This is a genomic window from Clostridium sp. AF32-7AC (assembly GCF_003477925.1).
Classification (GTDB): domain Bacteria; phylum Bacillota; class Clostridia; order Lachnospirales; family Lachnospiraceae; genus Otoolea; species Otoolea fessa.
This window is the reverse complement of record NZ_QUEG01000009.1, coordinates 40,630-56,557: the sequence shown is the minus strand read 5'-3', so window position 1 is coordinate 56,557 and position 15,928 is coordinate 40,630. Positions and strand designations below refer to the sequence as shown.

Here is a 15,928-nt window from a genome sequence, read left to right as displayed (position 1 = left end):
GCAGCAGGATGAGTGCAACAGGAATTTCAAAAGAAATAGAGACAGCAGGACAGTTAGAGGAGCTGCGCCAGGAGGTACGGATTGCCGCAGAGGAACTTCTCAGTGCGGCAAATATGAAGCCGGGACAGATTTTGGTGGTCGGATGCTCGTCCAGCGAGATTGCATCGCATAAGATCGGTTCCTATTCCAGCGCCGAGATCGGAAAAGCGGTGTTTGAGGAGCTGTATGCAGTCACCAAGTCGCAGGGGCTTTATCTGGCGGCACAGTGCTGTGAACATCTGAACCGGGCGCTGATTGTGGAAGAAGAAGCGGCGGAAAAATATGGTCTGGAGATGGTAAACGTCGTGCCGCAGCTAAAAGCAGGCGGTTCCTTTGCAACGGCAGCCTATGCGGGATTTGAACATCCGACAGCCGTAGAGCGGATTCAGGCACACGCGGGCATCGATATCGGAGACACTTTCATCGGTATGCACCTGCGCCCGGTTGCAGTTCCGGTGCGGACCTCGATCCGTGCGATCGGCGGCGCCCATGTGACGTGTGCGAGAACGAGGCTGAAATATATTGGCGGAGAGCGGGCGCATTATCTGGATGCGAAATAAAGAAAATGAGGAGTACAAAAAACGTGGAAATCAGGAAAAATGATGAATTTGAACTGACAATCGAAGATATGAGCGAAGATGGAGCCGGGATCGGAAAGCAGGACGGCTATATCTGGTTTGTAAAAGATGCCGTGATCGGGGATCGGATCCGGGTGCGGGCGATGAAAATGAAGAAAAACTATGGTTTTGCCCGTCTGATGGAGGTGCTGGAAGCATCCAAAGACCGCGTGATGCCGGAATGCCCGGTCGCAAGACAGTGCGGCGGCTGCCAGCTTCAGATGATGAGTTATGAGGCGCAGCTTCATTTTAAGGAGCGCAAGGTCTACAATAACCTGCGCCGGATCGGCGGGATGGAGAACCTGCGGCTGCCGGAGCGGGCGGATAGTGTGATTGTGGATAAAACCATCGTGATGGAGCCGATCCTGGGGATGGAGCAACCGTGGCGCTACCGCAACAAGGCACAGTTTCCGTTTGGACGCGATAAGGATGGAAGAATCATTGCCGGATTTTACGCGGGACGCACCCACCATATTGTGGAAGCGGAGGATTGCCTGCTGGGTGTCGAAGAAAATGCGGTAATTCTGGATATTATCAAGAAAATCATGGAAGAATATCAGATTGCGCCATATGACGAGGAGACGCACAAGGGTCTGATTCGCCATGCATTGATTCGGAAGGGATTTTCAAACGGCGAGCTGATGGTCTGTCTCGTCATCAATGGAAAGAAGCTGCCGCATGCGGATATTTTTGTGGAACGCTTAAAAGAAGTCCCTGGCATGACCAGTATTTCCTACAACATCAATCAGGAAAAAACAAACGTGATTCTTGGTGCGGAGCTTGTAAACTTATACGGACCAGGCTATATCACAGATAAAATCGGAAATGTATCGTACCAGATTTCGCCGCTTTCTTTCTATCAGGTCAATCCGGTGCAGACGGAAAAACTCTATGGAACGGCGCTGGAATACGCGGGGCTGACCGGTGGGGAGACTGTATGGGATCTGTACTGCGGAATCGGAACCATTTCCCTGTTTCTGGCGCAGAAAGCGAAGAAAGTGTACGGTGTAGAGATCGTCCCTCCGGCGATCGAGGATGCCCGCCGGAACGCGGCATTAAATGGCATGGAAAATGTCGAGTTTTTCGTCGGAAAAGCTGAAGAGGTACTTCCAAGGGAGTATGAAAAAAATCAGGTCTATGCCGATGTCATCGTCGTCGATCCGCCGCGCAAAGGCTGTGACAGCGTCTGCCTCGACACGATCGTCCGGATGCAGCCAAAGCGGGTAGTCTATGTCAGCTGCGATTCCGCCACATTGGCGCGCGATGTGAAGTATCTGGATGAAAGAGGATACGCGGTGGAGCGCGTGAGATGCTGTGATATGTTCGGGATGAGCGGGCATGTGGAGACGGTAGCTCTTTTGTCCCAACATTGAGACAAGAGTACTTGTCTCGATGAACGCGGCAGTCGGCAAATCGAGATGCAAGCATCTCGGCTTGCCTCGTTGCTCGCGCAAAAACCAGATGACACGATAGAGATCGATTTAGACCTGAACGAGCTGGATGCAACCAGTGCAGAGCCGAAAGCGACCTATCAGGAAATCAAAGATTATGTGCTGAAAGAATTTGTCTTGAAGGTTTCAAATTTATATATTTCTCAAATCAAAAGGAAATGTGGAATCGAAGTAGGAGAGAACTATAATCTGCCAAGTAGGACGAAAAATCCTGTTTGTTCAGCTTTTGTGTTTATAAGGGGTCAAAGAAGAAGCAAATTACAATTCTATAGCAAGTGATCTTTTCTAAGTTTTGGAAGGCTGGTTTTTCCGTCATAGCTAGTTAAGATTGAGTATATCTATCATAACACGAACATATATTTGATTAAAGAAAATGCGGATATTTTTAAAGTGATTGTGTCAATTTACAATCAATTTCTATTCAATGTGGTTTTCCGGTAGGTTCTGTAAAATAAGCTCAGATCAAAACAATGACGGGAGGAGCTTATGCAACAGAATATTGAATTTGAACGGTGCATTGATTTTCTGGTACGGATGATTGATAAGTACGGCGATGAAGTCCTCCGAGAGTTGGAGGAAGAAAAACAGAATAAGGAAGAAAAAGAAGCGGCAGTTTCCTGAAATACAAAATGTAAATCAGACTGTCGCTTTTTGTGAAATTATTCGGCTGCGTTATCTTTTACTTCTGCAAGCATATAAGGATTGAATTTACTTTTACGCTTAAATATAATATAATTTAAGCATAAAAGCAAATATCAAGGATAAGGAGGACAACTATGTCAATATCAGATATTTTGGAATCGCTAATTGAAAAAGACAATGGATATTTGATTACATCGAAGGCCGTTGAATCAGGTGTATCAAAGCCATCTGTCTCAAAATACGTCAGAGAGCATGATATGGAAAAAGTGGCACATGGCATTTATATTTTAGATAATGTGTGGCCAGATGAGTTGTTTGTACTCCAGCAACGAAATAAGAATATTATTTATTCGGGCGAGACCGCCCTTTATTTGCATGGTCTTATCGACAGAGAATACAGTCATATTTGTTTCACTGTTCCTACCGGATATAATGCAACACATATCAAAAAGAAAAACAAAAAAGTTCGTTACGCAAACCCAGAGATTCTTGATATGGGGACCTGTGAAATCCCGTCAAGCAGCGGTAATTTGGTTAAAGTGTATGACAAGGAAAGATGTATTTGTGATTTGATTAAGGATCGAAAGAAATATGAAATTCAGTTATATCAGACAGCAATCAAGGAATATATGTCCTCGAAGGAAAAGAATCTTTCAAGATTGATTGAGTATGCGGTTAAACTTGGAGTAAGGGATGAAGTGATGATGTATGTGGAGGTAATGATATGATTCATACAGCGGAACAAGTTTTGAAGAAATATCCTCTAAGAGATAGTGAAATATCTATTGTCTTAGAGGATTTTTGTTGAAGAATTTTAATATTCAAGAGTTTGTTTTTTCCTCTTTGACATTAAGCTATGGTTTAAGCCGTAGCTGGCTTTATGTTAGTAATTTTGGAGTAGGATTCGTGAGAGTTCTACCCTGTTGTTGATTTTGACAGTGATGTAAGAGAACGACGGATATGCAGTGAAACCATAATACAATAAAAAGAATATTTGCTGATTTCTCATGAACGTGATACACTTATAGATAAGCTGTATCGGCTGTCGATCACGACCGTTTCGGCGGTGTGAAAATGAGAAATTCCGGCACCGGAGGCTTTCAGAGTCACGATCATGCGACCGTGCGAAAGTTCCGGTGCCTTTTTATTTCAAAGGAAAGTGCGCCCTGATGAAAGCGGCAGAGAATATTTTGAGCGGTATTTGAGAAAGGAAACAGGAGATGGATGACAAAAAAATAGCCGTACTGATCGATGCGGAAAATGTGTCCGGCAAGTATATCAAGCTGATTTTAGATGAGGTCAGCAATTATGGAAGTGCGACGTACAAGCGCCTTTACGGCGATTTTCAGACGCCGAGCGTGCGGGCGTGGATGAAGAACCTGCGCGACTATGCGATCACGCCGGTTTTCCAGTACAATTATACGCAGGGGAAAAATGCCTCCGATTCGGCGCTGATCATCGATGCGATGGATATTTTATATTCGGGCAATGTGGATGGCTTCTGTATCGTCACCTCGGACAGTGATTTTACGAAGCTGGTGCTGCGCCTGCGTGAGTCAGGCATGACGGTGATCGGCATGGGAGAGCGCAAGACGCCGAATGCATTTGTTTCGGCGTGTGAGACATTTAAATTCCTGGATATTTTATTAAACGATGAAAATCCGTCGCAGAATCCGTCCCTGCCGCAGACGCGCAAGGAGAGTGAGGCGGATGGTTCCAGAAAAGAGGCAGAGAAAGAAAGCGATCCGAATGCAGTCAGCAATATTCCGAACATGGAGGAGATGGAGAAAGAGATTATCTCGATCATCAACACACATGCGGACGATGACGGATGGGTGGATTTATCGGAGCTGGGAGACAACCTTCCAAAGCGTGTGCCGGGATTTGACCCGCGAAATTATAAATGCACGAAGTTAAAGCAGTTTATCGAGCTGTTTGATTCCGTTGAGGTTCGGTCAGCGCGCAATCCGCACAATAAGATTCTGTCGATCATCTATGTGCGTGTCAAACAGAAAGAAGAAAAGCCGGTACTTTCCAAGGTACGGCGCGGCGGAAAACGAAAGAAGGATGCGGACGCGGAAGAATAGTAAGCATATGCGGTTCGTATGAGAATAAAAAGTTGCAGAAGCGGCTGTGATTCGTATGAGGCTGGAAGAATGCAGCAGTGGTTGTAGTGTTGTGTCAGCTGTTACAAAGACAGACTGTAAATTGAAAAGTGAAGGATAGAAGATAGGAGAGACAGGAACATGACAAAGGAAGAGCTTGCATTAGAGGTAATTGACCGCCTGAAAAAAGAATATCCGGATGCGGGTTGTACGCTGGACTACAATCAGGCGTGGAAGCTGCTGGTCAGTGTCCGTCTGGCGGCGCAGTGTACCGATGCGCGTGTCAATGTGGTAGTCAAGGGATTGTTTGAGAAATATCCAAATGTGGCGGCATTGGCGGATGCCCCGGTGGAAGACATCGAGGCGATTGTGAAGCCGTGCGGTCTGGGACACAGCAAGGCGCGGGACATCAGCGCCTGTATGAAGATGCTGCGCGACGAGTACGGCGGGCATGTGCCGGATGATTTTAACGCTCTGTTAAAGCTTCCGGGAGTCGGCAGAAAGAGCGCCAACCTCATTATGGGGGATGTGTTTGGAAAACCGGCGATCGTCACGGATACGCACTGCATCCGCCTGGTAAACCGGATAGGGCTGGTGGAAGGAATCAAGGACCCGAAGCGCGTGGAAATGGCACTCTGGAAGCTGATTCCACCGGAGGAGGGCAGCGATTTCTGCCACCGCCTGGTGTATCACGGGCGTGAAGTCTGTACGGCGCGGACGAAGCCGTACTGTGACAAGTGCTGTCTGCAGGATATCTGCGCGAAGGCAGGCGTGGAGTAGAAAGTCTGAAAAAGTCATGGAAACAGATGCAGATAGGAAAAGGATGACAGGAGGCAGAAAAATGGACGAAGAACGGCAGGAGACAGCGGATTGGCGTATCGTCTGGCAGATGTTTTTTCCGTGCGTCATCAGCGATTTAATCGGCGGATGTGTGGAGGTGCTGGGACATCTGGAGGGAAATGTGGGAAGAACCGTGTCGTCGTTTCTTACATTTGCTGTGATTTATCCATTTTACTGGCGGAGGATCCAGAAAAAGAAAGAAAACAGGCGCATAGCAGAGGCAGACGGGATGAAAGAGCAGGTCTCTCCACAGATAAAGACGACAAAGGGAGAGAAAAGTGGATATTTCTGGGAGAAAGTGCCGGATGTGTGGAAAATCCTGCTGGTGGCAGCTGCGTTCAGCGCTGTGTTTAACATGATTTTCTGGGCATTAGAAAAAAAGGAGATTTTCCTGGGAGTGCTGCATATTGCAGTGCAAAAGGTTCGGATGACTGGGCAGGCAGCTGAAGCGGTGTCTCTGTGTTTGAAAATGCCTCGGGGGGATATGCTTGCGGCAACTCTGGGAAAAGGTGCGTCGGAGGGCGCCGCCGCTTTATTTTCTGGCGCCCTGTGGCAGCAGTTCTTTCTCATGGGCATTGCCGCCCCACTTTCCGAAGAGCTGCTGTTTCGCGGCATTTTATTTGAGCGCCTGCGTATGGCGCTCCCATTTTTCTGGGCGGCACTTGGATCGGCGGCATTTTTCGGGTTGGTGCATGGAAACTGGGCGCAGGGGATTTATGCGGCGCTCATGGGACTTATACTGGCGTGGCTGTATGAAAAAAAGAACCGTCTGTGGGAACCTGTGTTATTTCACAGTGCAGCAAATTTGACGGCGATGCTGATGCGGGTGCTTCTCTGGCACTGGTGAGGACAAAAAATACAAACAATTTCGAGAACGCAGGATTGTGTTTGCTCGAAGAAAGAACAGGAGGAGATACTACGATGCTTTCATTTGCAAGCGATTATACAGAGGGCGCCTGCGAGGAGATACTTCAGAAGCTGGCGGAGACGAACCGGGAGAGTCTGCCGGGATATGGCATGGACCGGTACTGCCAGAGTGCCGCCAGAAAAATACAGGAGGCGACCGGATGCCCGGAGGCGGAGGTTTATTTTCTGGTGGGCGGTACCCAGACGAATGCGGCCGTGATCAGTAGCATGCTTGCACCGTATGAGGGCGTAGTAGCAGCGCAGACAGGGCACGTGAGTATTCATGAAGCCGGGGCGATCGAGTACACCGGGCATAAGGTGTTGCAGCTTCCGGAAAAAGATGGGAAGATTGATCCGGCGGATCTGCAGGAATATCTGCAAAATTTCGAGGCGGACGCAAACCATGATCATATGGTATTTCCGGGAATGGTGTATCTTTCCCATCCGACGGAATACGGAACCTTATACAGCCGGAAGGAGCTGCAGGCGATCTCGGAGATCTGCCGTTCGTATGAAATCCCGCTCTATCTGGACGGGGCGCGTCTTGGATATGGTCTGGCGGGGGAGGAAAATGACCTGAGTCTTTCGGAGATCGCGCATCTGTGTGATGTATTTTATATCGGCGGCACGAAGATGGGCGCATTCTGCGGAGAGGCAGTTGTATTTGGTGAGAAGAAGAATGTTCCGGCGCATTTTATTACCCGGATCAAGCAGCAGGGCGCGCTGCTGGCAAAGGGACGCCTGCTGGGAATCCAGTTTGATGTGCTGTTTACAGACGGGCTGTACGAGCGCCTGGGACGCCATGCGGTAGAGATGGCGGCAGCTTTAAAGAAAGGGTTAAAACAGCGCGGTTATACGTTTTTCCGTGAGTCCCCGACCAACCAGCAGTTTGTGATCTTGGAAAATGACCGGATGGAGCAGATTGAAAAAGAGGTTTCCGTGAGCTTCTGGGAGCGGTATGACGAGGATCACACCGTTGTCCGTTTTGCGACGAGCTGGGCGACCAGAGAGGCGGATCTGGAACATTTGTGGGAGATTTTAGATCGGATTGAGGCAGAAAGAGAGAAGTAGAGATGGAACGTAATGTAACGATGGCGGAGATTTCAGATGGAAAGCTGTACAGCCGGGACGATATGGTAAAAGCCGGATGCGATGATTGCCGGGGCTGTTCGGCGTGCTGCCACGGAATGGGTAATTCGATCGTGCTGGATCCATATGATGTGTACCGTCTGACCACCTTGCGCGGGGACACGCTGGAACATCTGCTGGAGGAGAAAAAGGTGGAGTGGAACGTCGTGGACGGACAGATTCTGCCGAATCTGGCTCTCCGGAGCGGGGCGGATGAAGCCTGTGGGTTTCTCGATGAAGCAGGGCGCTGCCGGATCCATGCATACCGGCCGGGTATCTGCCGCCTGTTTCCACTGGGGCGCTTTTATGAAAATGGAAGTTTCCAGTATTTTCTCCAGATTCATGAGTGTAAAAAGGAAAACCGGACGAAAGTCAAAGTGAAAAAATGGATCGATACGCCAGATTTAAAGCGGTATGAGGCGTATATCAGCCGGTGGCATTATTTCTTAAAAGATATAAGAAGGGCGGAAACGGAGGCGGCGCAGAACCTTTTGGCAGAACCATGCATCGGAACGCCGGAGGAACAGGAGATACAGAAGAAAAACCGTGCCACTGCGGCAGCCGAGCGCGAAAAACGGCGCAATCTGTTGATTATGAAACTGTTCTATCTGCTTCCGTATGATGGAGAGAAGGACTTTTACGAGCAGTTTGAAAAGCGGATGCAGATGGCGGAGCGGAGTTTGCGATAAATCCTTTGTTGAAGACAAATCCGCAAGGATGTTTGCCCGCAGCTGTGAAGAGGCAGAAACGTTTTGACAGAGTGAAATAAGAAAGGAGATTACCGATGCTTCATACAGATTTTCACACCCACACCACGTTCTGCGACGGAAAGAGTACACCGCGGGAGATGGTGGAGGCGGCATACCGGATGGGAATGACCGATTTTGGTGTTTCAGGACATGCTGATTTTTCGATGTTTGAGCCGGGATTCGGGATGGACGACGAGAAGCTTCGCCAGTATACCGAAGAACTTCAAGAACTCCGGGAGGAATACCGGGGAAAGATGAATCTCTATATCGGGATCGAGCTGGATGGACTGGGACCGGTGCAGAAAGCAGAGTACGCGATCGGCTCGACCCATGCGCTCATCAAGGATGGCGAGTATGTTTGTGTGGATGATACGGAAGAGAAACTGGTAAAAGCAGTCGAGACGCTGTGGCATGGTGACTGGTACGCGTTTGCACGGGAGTATTTCGAGGCAGAGGCGCAGATTTATGACCGGACAAAATGCGATTTCATCGGACATTTTGACCTGTTGACAAAATTTAACGAGGGATATAAACATTTTGACGAGACGAAAGACGCCTATCTGGAACCGGCGATCACGGCGATGCACAAACTGGCGGCTCTGGGGATTCCGTTTGAGATCAACACAGGCGCCATGTCCCGCGGCTATCGGAGTGCGCCGTACCCGTCCGCAGCTCTGTTAAAAGAGCTGTGTGCCTGCGGCGGACGTATCCTCATCAACTCCGACAGCCACAGTACCGACACGATCGGATATGGGTTTAAGCAGGCGCAGGAGCTGGCGGTGGCGTGTGGATTTAAAAGTGTGTGTGCCCTGAAACCGGGTGGCGGATTTAGGGAGATACTTCTTGTATAAAAAAGACAGAAAGAAAAATATACAAATTCTAAATTTCAACCTTAAAAATGCTGAAAATAAAGCCGAAATATTTTTATTTTTAGTGAATCGTTTTCAGAGAACCCTGCTATAATATGAGCCGTAACAAGGAGATAGATACTTAACAAAACCCCATGGCTGAGGGCTGCTAAGCACAATGTGTTTTCCACACAGGGCGTGCGGAAGGCGCAGATCAGATTTTTGGAGGAAAAGACAAATGACTACTTTAAAAGCTGAAAAAAGAAGCATGGATGTTAAGGCAAAGAGACTCAGAAGAGAAGGTTATGTAACAGGCAACGTATTTGGCAAGAAGATTCAGGGCTCCATTCCTGTTAAGATGGAAAAGAAAGACGTGGATCGTCTGCTGAAGAACGAGACCAAGGGCGGACAGATTATGCTGGATGTAGAAGGCGAAGTCTACGATGTCCTGATCAAGGAAGTTGACTATGATGCAATGGCAAATCAGGTTGTAGAAATAGATTTCCAGGCGCTGGTAAGCAATGAGAAGGTTCATTCCGTTGCTGAGATTATCTTCGAGAACCACGACAAGGTAGAAACTGGCGTTCTGCAGGAGGTACTGAAAGAAGTATCGTACCGCGCATTACCGGCTGCACTGGTTGAGAAAGTCAAAGTTGATGTTGGTGAGATGGAGATTGGTGATACAATTCGTGTCAAAGACCTTTCGATCGCAAAAGATAAAGACGTTGATATTCTGACCGATCTGGAGGCAGTAGTTGCTACCGTCACAGCGGTTCACAACAATGTACCGGAGACCGATGAAGAGGCTGACGCAGAAGAAGCTAAATAATTGAAGCGCAGTGCCAGGATGAAGTGAAACGGGATGCTGTCCGCAAGGCAGATAAAAAGTTTCGTGGAATGATTGAAACATGAGAAAAGGCGGATGTACTGACCAGATGGCCGGTATATCCGCTTTTGAATTTTGTATGAACTTTTTTTGCAGATGGTAAAAGAAGATGAGGTTATGGCTTCATATATGCGTCATAAATTTCCGGATCAATATTCTCACGGATACTCTCATATACGCTTCCAGCCGCCTCCCGGATGGCATCGCGCGTTTCATCCGAGAGAGTTAAAATCGCGGTGCCGCTCGCTTCGATCGTAGCGATACGGTCAAAGATGCGCGCGTCGGACTGTTCTCTGGCATACTCGGTCGCGGTTTTGGCTGCCTGCGTCATGATTTCCTGTTCTTCCGGAGTCAGGTTCTGGAAGAAATCGTCATTGACAATCAGGGAGATCAGATGTGGCAGGTGGTTCGTATCGACCACATAATCCTGCTGTTCGTAAAGACGGTTGGAGACGATGACCTCATACGGGTTCTCCTGCGCGTCGATCGTGTGCTGCTGGAGACCGATATACACCTCGCTGAAGGTCATTGGCGTCGGATTGGCGCCGATTGCTTTCCAGAATGCGAGATGATAGCTGTTTTCCATGGTACGGATTTTCTGCCCTTTGAAATCCGCCAGAGAGTAAACCGGTTTATTTGTGCTCATGATGCGGAATCCTTGATCTGCCATGCCGAGCAGGTGGTAACCGCCGTCGGTGTACACCTGGCTGATGAGATTGTAAAAATCCGGATCATCCAGCTTTTTGCGGCAGTCATCCAGCGAATCAAAGACGCATGGAAGGTCAAAAACGGCGAGATCCTTCATGAAAGAAACCTGAGGGGCGGTGTTCTGCACGACAAATGGGATATCGCCGTCCGCGCACGTTTCGAGCAGGTCGCGGTCACCGCCGAGTGTGGAGTTGGCGTAAACCTGAATCCGCATTGCGCCGTTGCTTAAGTCATGTACTTCCTCCGCAAATTTTTCGGCAAACAGCTGCGTTACCGTGTCCTCCGGGCTGGCGGTCGCCAGTGGCCAGGAATAGCGCTGTTCTTTCTGGCTGGAGGCGCAGCCGCTCAGCGCGAGCGAGGCGCCGAATAAAAGAACCGACGAAGAAATGAGCGCCGCAGCGAATCGGAAAGAAGTCCGGCATCGGCGGGACACTAGGTTTGAAATATAAATCATAATGGGAGATCCTTTCAAATTTAAAAATATCCATTTCATATGTGAAATATTCCATTCACAGCCTGAAAGCGTGAAGCAGGTCGTTATATGAAATCTTTCAGAGCTTCAACATTTCCAAGCGTCCATTCAGCATTATAACAATCCCAGCGACAAAGCCGGTATAAACGTAATCAGCAGCAGCGCCACCAGAAACAAGCCAATCATCGGCATCGCTTTTTTGGCGATCGCCATGATCGGGACGTCGGTCAGGGAGCTGGCGACAAAGAGGTTGACGCCGATCGGCGGGGTTACGAAGCCGATTGCCAGATTGACAACCATGATCACACCGAACTGGACCGGATCCATGTTGATCGCTGTCACGATCGGGAGCAGGATCGGGGTCAGAATCAGGATCGCCGGGGTTGTATCCATGACCATTCCCACGATAAGCAGGAACAGGTTGATGACAAGCAGGATCATGACAGGGCTGTTGAAATGTTCCAGGATAAAGCTGCTGACCGCCTGCGGCACCTGCATCAGGGTCAGGACTCTGGAAAATGCCGTGGAAGCTGCCAGAATAAAGAGGATCGGTGTGAATGTGCGGATCGCTTCCACAAAAATCGGCGGGATATCCCGGAATTTCATGGTCCGGTAGAGGAACAGGCTGACAAACAGGGCATAGAAAACGGAGATAACTGCTGCTTCCGTGGGGGAGGCGATGCCGCTGTAGATACAGCCAAGGATGATGACCGGGCTTAAGAGAGCGAAAAAGCTTTCGCGCAGCACCCGGAACAGCCCTTTTTCGCGCAGCAGATGGATTTCAGCGTGGATTTTTTCTCTATCTTCGCCGTAACGCCGGCAGTGATAGATGGCATACAGCATCAGGAGCAGACCAATCATCAGACCCGGAATGACGCCGGCTAAGAACAGACTGCTGACAGAGGCACCGGACGCCATGCCGTACATGATAAACGGGATACTCGGCGGAATGATAACGCCCAGACCGCCTGCGACTGCCACGATCGCGGTAGAGAAAGTCCGGTCATAGCCGAGGGCGCTTAAAATCGGGATCGTCATGCTTCCGACGGCTGCAACGGTTGCCGGGGCAGAGCCGGAGATAGCGCCGTAGAAGAGGCAGGTCACGATGACCGCGCATGGCATACCGGCGGTAAAATTGCCAAGAAAGAAGGCGAATACGTCAAACAGCTTCTTGGAAATACCGCCTTTTGCCATGATGATGCCGGATAAGACGAACATCGGCACGGCGAGCAGGGGAAAAGAATCCAGTCCGCCGAACATGGCGCGGATCAGATACTTAGCGCCGACCGTGAAGGACGGGTCAAAAACGGAAGGGAGAACCGAGGCGATACCGAGCGTGATCGATACCGGGATTGCGATGACAAGCAGCACGACAAAGATAACAAATAAGAGAGCAGCAGGCATCAGTGTTCCTCCTTTCCAGATGGTGTATTTGCCTCGATGAGAGATTCGATTTCATTGGATTCCTTTTCCGGCATATCTGCATTTGCATGGATAAAGGATTCCGGTGTATTGCGCTCCGGGTGGGCCGGATCGTAGACATCTTCGCCGCGGGCAACCTTAAATTCGATGATCCAGCGCTGCAGAATGCGGAATGTTACCAGAAGAAAGGAAACAAACGGCGCTGCCTGAATATAGTACATCGGAATCCCGCAGGCGGGGGATAACTGTCCGCTGTGAATGGCGGACATCATGTAAGAGTATGCAAATGGGATCATATAAAGGAAAAAAATCAGCTCAAAGGTGTGGTTGACAACCTTAAAAAGAGCCTTACCTCTGCGTGGAAAGGCAGCGACGAACTGTTCGATCTTGATAGACAGGCACTTTTTGCTGCAATAGCTGACGCTTAAAAAACCGCTCCAGATAAAGAGAAAACGGGTAACCTCCTCGGACCAGGACAGAGACTGCCCAAGCGCGTAGCGGGAAAATATCTGGATTCCCATAATGAGTGTCATCGCAGCCAGCATGACAACCAGCAGAAATTCTTCCAGGTTTTCATCCAGCCAGTGAAGTGTTTTTTTCATGAATAATCCCCTTGTAAATACGGATAATAGGTTGCTGTTTATGCAGGCACGTTTGAAAACGGATGTGCCGCTTGATAACAATAATAGACCTGCGATGGAGGTAGCAGGTCTTGAGTGCCTCGCGGAGAATTCCCACGTACCCGCAGGCACAGGGATTTCCGGGAGTAAAAAAATAGGTGGCTAAAAGTATAATATAGGCACTTTTGGAACCGAAAGTGCCGTAAGATAGCGTGGTGGCAGCTGGAATTTGCCGTATTTAAATGCGAAGCCACGGCAAATTCAGTTACTGGGCACGTTAGCGTGAACAGTAACCGAATAACTGGATAAGCCAGATATTACATCGCACTGTGAAGCAGTCCCAGTACAGTCTCCAGATCCTTTACGCCCATCTGACCCGGTGCGGATGCCTTCTTGGCAGCGCCGAAGGTCATGGAAGAACCAAATACCTCGCCGCAGAGACGGCTGATAACGCCGGTGCCAGCCATCGACATGGTAATGATTGGACGGTCCGCATAGAGGGAAGTCATTTCCTCGGTGGCAGAGAGAAGCGTTAAAACATCTTTCTTGTTCTGCGGCATAACTGCGATCTTCGGGATATCTGCATTCATATCCTGCATCTTACGCAGGCGGTAGATGATGTCGGATTTCTCCGGCGTCTTGTGGAAGTCATGGTTGGAAGCGATGACTTTCACGCCAGCAGCATGTGCACCGTCTATGATCTTGGTTACAATCGCGTCGCCGGTAAAGATCTCTACGTCAATGAAATCGACATAGCCGGTCTGAGCTGCCTTGATGTTCAGCTTTGCGTAATCTTCCGGCTCGATGGATTTCTCGCCGCCCTCTTTGGAGGTACGGAAAGTCATCAGAATCGGAGTCTCGCCGAGAACGGCACGCAGTTCCTTTAAGACGTCTTCTACCTTCTCAAAATCAAAGACACCCTCGAACCAGTCTGCACGCCATTCTACCACATCAACCGGAATAGAATCAAACGTTTTTGCCTCGTCGATGATTTCCTGTTTGGTAACGCCTACGATCGGAACGATGATCTTCGGTGTGCCGGAGCCAATTTCGATATTTCTAACTTTGATAGTATTCATAATCAGAGAATCCTTTCATTTTATCAATAAATATTTATTTGTCGCTTTCTGCCAGAGACACCATTTTCGCGTAGCGGGCATTGACAAAGAGTCCTAAGAGAACGCCGATGGCAGTCAGTACGATATTCATTATCATAACATGGGATGGTGCCATTTTGGAAGCGGCAGTCAAAATTGTGTAATTACATAAGGAAGAAGCAATCATAACCAGTGCGGTTACGGTCCCCTTGATCTTCGGGAACAGCATGTTGCAGACGGAGGTTACAATCTGTAACAGACCGCCCGCGCCTGCCCAGCCGATGATGAAAGCGCCTGCAATCATAAGGGTCTGGCTGTGACCGATGAGTACGGCAACCAAAGTAACGAGGCAGATAACCGGGTAAACGAGGATGAAACGTACATCCTTGATTTTACGGGTCAGCAGGGAGGTGACAACGAGCGCCATCAGGGTACCTGCGGAATAGTAGGTCTGCATGATGGACGGGTTCGCCCAGCCTGCATTTTCTTTTGCGAAGTTCTGCGCGCAGTTTAACCATAACTGGAAGGTACCGGTGCAGGTGAAACCAATCACGATCATGGCGATGGACTCAAACGAAAAATTTGTGTGTTTTAAGCTGGCGATGAGTCCCTCGGATTTGCCCTCTGCCTTCTGCTCAGAATCTGGCAGCGGGAACAGGAAAATAAGTACAAATAAAACAGCGTAAATAATACCGCATCCGATAAATAACGGATTGTAAGATACCATGCCGGTGGCGGTGGTTGTCACAGCAACACCGAGTACGAACGGCAGAAGCATCTGCGCGATCGCAATGAAAAATTTGATTCCCATGGTAGCGACACCCGGAGCGCTGCTGATAATCTCGGCAACCGCCGGATAGATACCGGTATCAAGGAACGAGTTGGAGATACCTCCGATGATTGCACATACATAAGCAATTTGATAGCCGCCGTTTTGTCCGGCGCTGAAAGCGAAAGCAAGTCCAATCAGGTAAACCGCATAGGAGGCGCTGCCGATCGCGGTTGAGATGCGGCGTCCCAGTTTGTCGGAAAGTGGTCCGGCAAATGGAAGTGCAATCAGACGTCCGAGTCCTAAAGCAGCGGAAATCGCGGTGATCGCCATTGCCTCAACGCCCCAGGCTGCGGCAAGCGCTTCCTTGATGACTGCCTGTCCGAGAATCGAACAGCCGACGCCATGGATAAAGTAGTTTAAGTACATGATAAGTGCACTTGGCAGATATTTCTTGTTCATGATTTTCTCCTTAATTCAAGATCCGCCTGTCGGGCTGCCGTTTCGGAAACCGGGCGGATGATGGCTGATGTTCTGTCACAAACACAAAGGAGATGCCGATATAAAAAGTTCTGTTTTAGTGTTAGAAAAATAACACGTTTGATGCCTTTATTCTAATAATTATTATA

The 15,928-nt window shown here is 49.0% G+C and carries 16 protein-coding genes; 11 read left to right on the top strand and 5 right to left on the bottom strand.

Annotated features, from left to right (window positions below):
* The first annotated feature begins 8 nt into the window (after window positions 1–8).
* The 11 genes from DWZ45_RS12060 (at window position 9) to DWZ45_RS12010 (ending at window position 10,154) form a co-directional block, all read left to right on the top strand.
* Window positions 9–599, top strand: coding sequence for a TIGR01440 family protein (locus tag DWZ45_RS12060; protein ID WP_022358840.1), 591 nt, complete (start codon window positions 9–11; stop codon window positions 597–599).
* A gap of 23 nt (window positions 600–622) precedes the next feature.
* A complete protein-coding gene (gene rlmD, locus DWZ45_RS12055; protein WP_333490949.1) occupies window positions 623–2,029 on the top strand; it encodes a 23S rRNA (uracil(1939)-C(5))-methyltransferase RlmD in 1,407 nt (468 codons plus the stop codon).
* Between the two features lie 564 nt (window positions 2,030–2,593).
* A complete protein-coding gene (locus tag DWZ45_RS14755; protein WP_255646893.1) occupies window positions 2,594–2,728 on the top strand; it encodes a hypothetical protein in 135 nt (44 codons plus the stop codon).
* Window positions 2,729–2,883: 155 nt separating this feature from the next.
* Entirely contained in the window at window positions 2,884–3,477 is a 594-nt protein-coding gene (locus DWZ45_RS12045; protein ID WP_118469317.1) for a type IV toxin-antitoxin system AbiEi family antitoxin domain-containing protein, read from the top strand.
* Window positions 3,478–3,969: 492 nt separating this feature from the next.
* On the top strand, window positions 3,970–4,836 hold the full coding sequence (locus tag DWZ45_RS12040; protein ID WP_022358838.1) for an NYN domain-containing protein: 867 nt from the start codon (window positions 3,970–3,972) through the stop codon (window positions 4,834–4,836).
* A gap of 159 nt (window positions 4,837–4,995) precedes the next feature.
* Window positions 4,996–5,634, top strand: a complete 639-nt coding sequence (gene nth / locus DWZ45_RS12035) for an endonuclease III (RefSeq protein WP_107001840.1) — start codon at window positions 4,996–4,998, stop codon at window positions 5,632–5,634.
* 61 nt (window positions 5,635–5,695) lie between these two features.
* Complete coding sequence (locus DWZ45_RS12030; protein ID WP_182426674.1) at window positions 5,696–6,541, top strand: CPBP family intramembrane glutamic endopeptidase; 846 nt, start codon at window positions 5,696–5,698, stop codon at window positions 6,539–6,541.
* 74 nt (window positions 6,542–6,615) lie between these two features.
* Complete coding sequence (locus DWZ45_RS12025) at window positions 6,616–7,671, top strand: aminotransferase class I/II-fold pyridoxal phosphate-dependent enzyme (RefSeq protein ID WP_118469313.1); 1,056 nt, start codon at window positions 6,616–6,618, stop codon at window positions 7,669–7,671.
* Between the two features lie 2 nt (window positions 7,672–7,673).
* Window positions 7,674–8,417 (top strand): YkgJ family cysteine cluster protein, encoded by a 744-nt coding sequence (locus DWZ45_RS12020; protein ID WP_118469311.1) that lies wholly within the window; start codon window positions 7,674–7,676, stop codon window positions 8,415–8,417.
* 95 nt (window positions 8,418–8,512) lie between these two features.
* Window positions 8,513–9,328, top strand: coding sequence for a histidinol-phosphatase (locus DWZ45_RS12015; protein WP_118469309.1), 816 nt, complete (start codon window positions 8,513–8,515; stop codon window positions 9,326–9,328).
* Between the two features lie 235 nt (window positions 9,329–9,563).
* Complete coding sequence (locus tag DWZ45_RS12010; protein ID WP_118469307.1) at window positions 9,564–10,154, top strand: 50S ribosomal protein L25; 591 nt, start codon at window positions 9,564–9,566, stop codon at window positions 10,152–10,154.
* A 172-nt stretch (window positions 10,155–10,326) separates the two neighbouring features.
* On the opposite strand, the gene DWZ45_RS12005 is transcribed toward DWZ45_RS12010, so the two are convergent.
* The 5 genes from DWZ45_RS12005 to DWZ45_RS11980 all read right to left on the bottom strand — a co-directional run bounded on the left by DWZ45_RS12005 (window position 10,327) and on the right by DWZ45_RS11980 (window position 15,761).
* A complete protein-coding gene (locus DWZ45_RS12005; RefSeq protein WP_118469305.1) occupies window positions 10,327–11,373 on the bottom strand; it encodes a TRAP transporter substrate-binding protein in 1,047 nt (348 codons plus the stop codon).
* A 132-nt stretch (window positions 11,374–11,505) separates the two neighbouring features.
* Entirely contained in the window at window positions 11,506–12,795 is a 1,290-nt protein-coding gene (locus DWZ45_RS12000) for a TRAP transporter large permease (RefSeq protein ID WP_118469303.1), read from the bottom strand.
* Complete coding sequence (locus DWZ45_RS11995) at window positions 12,795–13,415, bottom strand: TRAP transporter small permease (protein WP_117796717.1); 621 nt, start codon at window positions 13,413–13,415, stop codon at window positions 12,795–12,797. Before DWZ45_RS11995 ends, DWZ45_RS12000 begins: the two co-directional genes overlap by 1 nt.
* Window positions 13,416–13,750: 335 nt before the next feature.
* Window positions 13,751–14,515 carry a type I 3-dehydroquinate dehydratase gene (gene aroD / locus DWZ45_RS11985; protein WP_338126570.1) on the bottom strand — a complete coding sequence of 255 codons (765 nt, stop codon included), beginning with the start codon at window positions 14,513–14,515 and terminating at the stop codon, window positions 13,751–13,753.
* 31 nt (window positions 14,516–14,546) lie between these two features.
* Entirely contained in the window at window positions 14,547–15,761 is a 1,215-nt protein-coding gene (locus tag DWZ45_RS11980; protein WP_118469297.1) for an MFS transporter, read from the bottom strand.
* Between the last annotated feature and the right edge of the window lie 167 nt (window positions 15,762–15,928).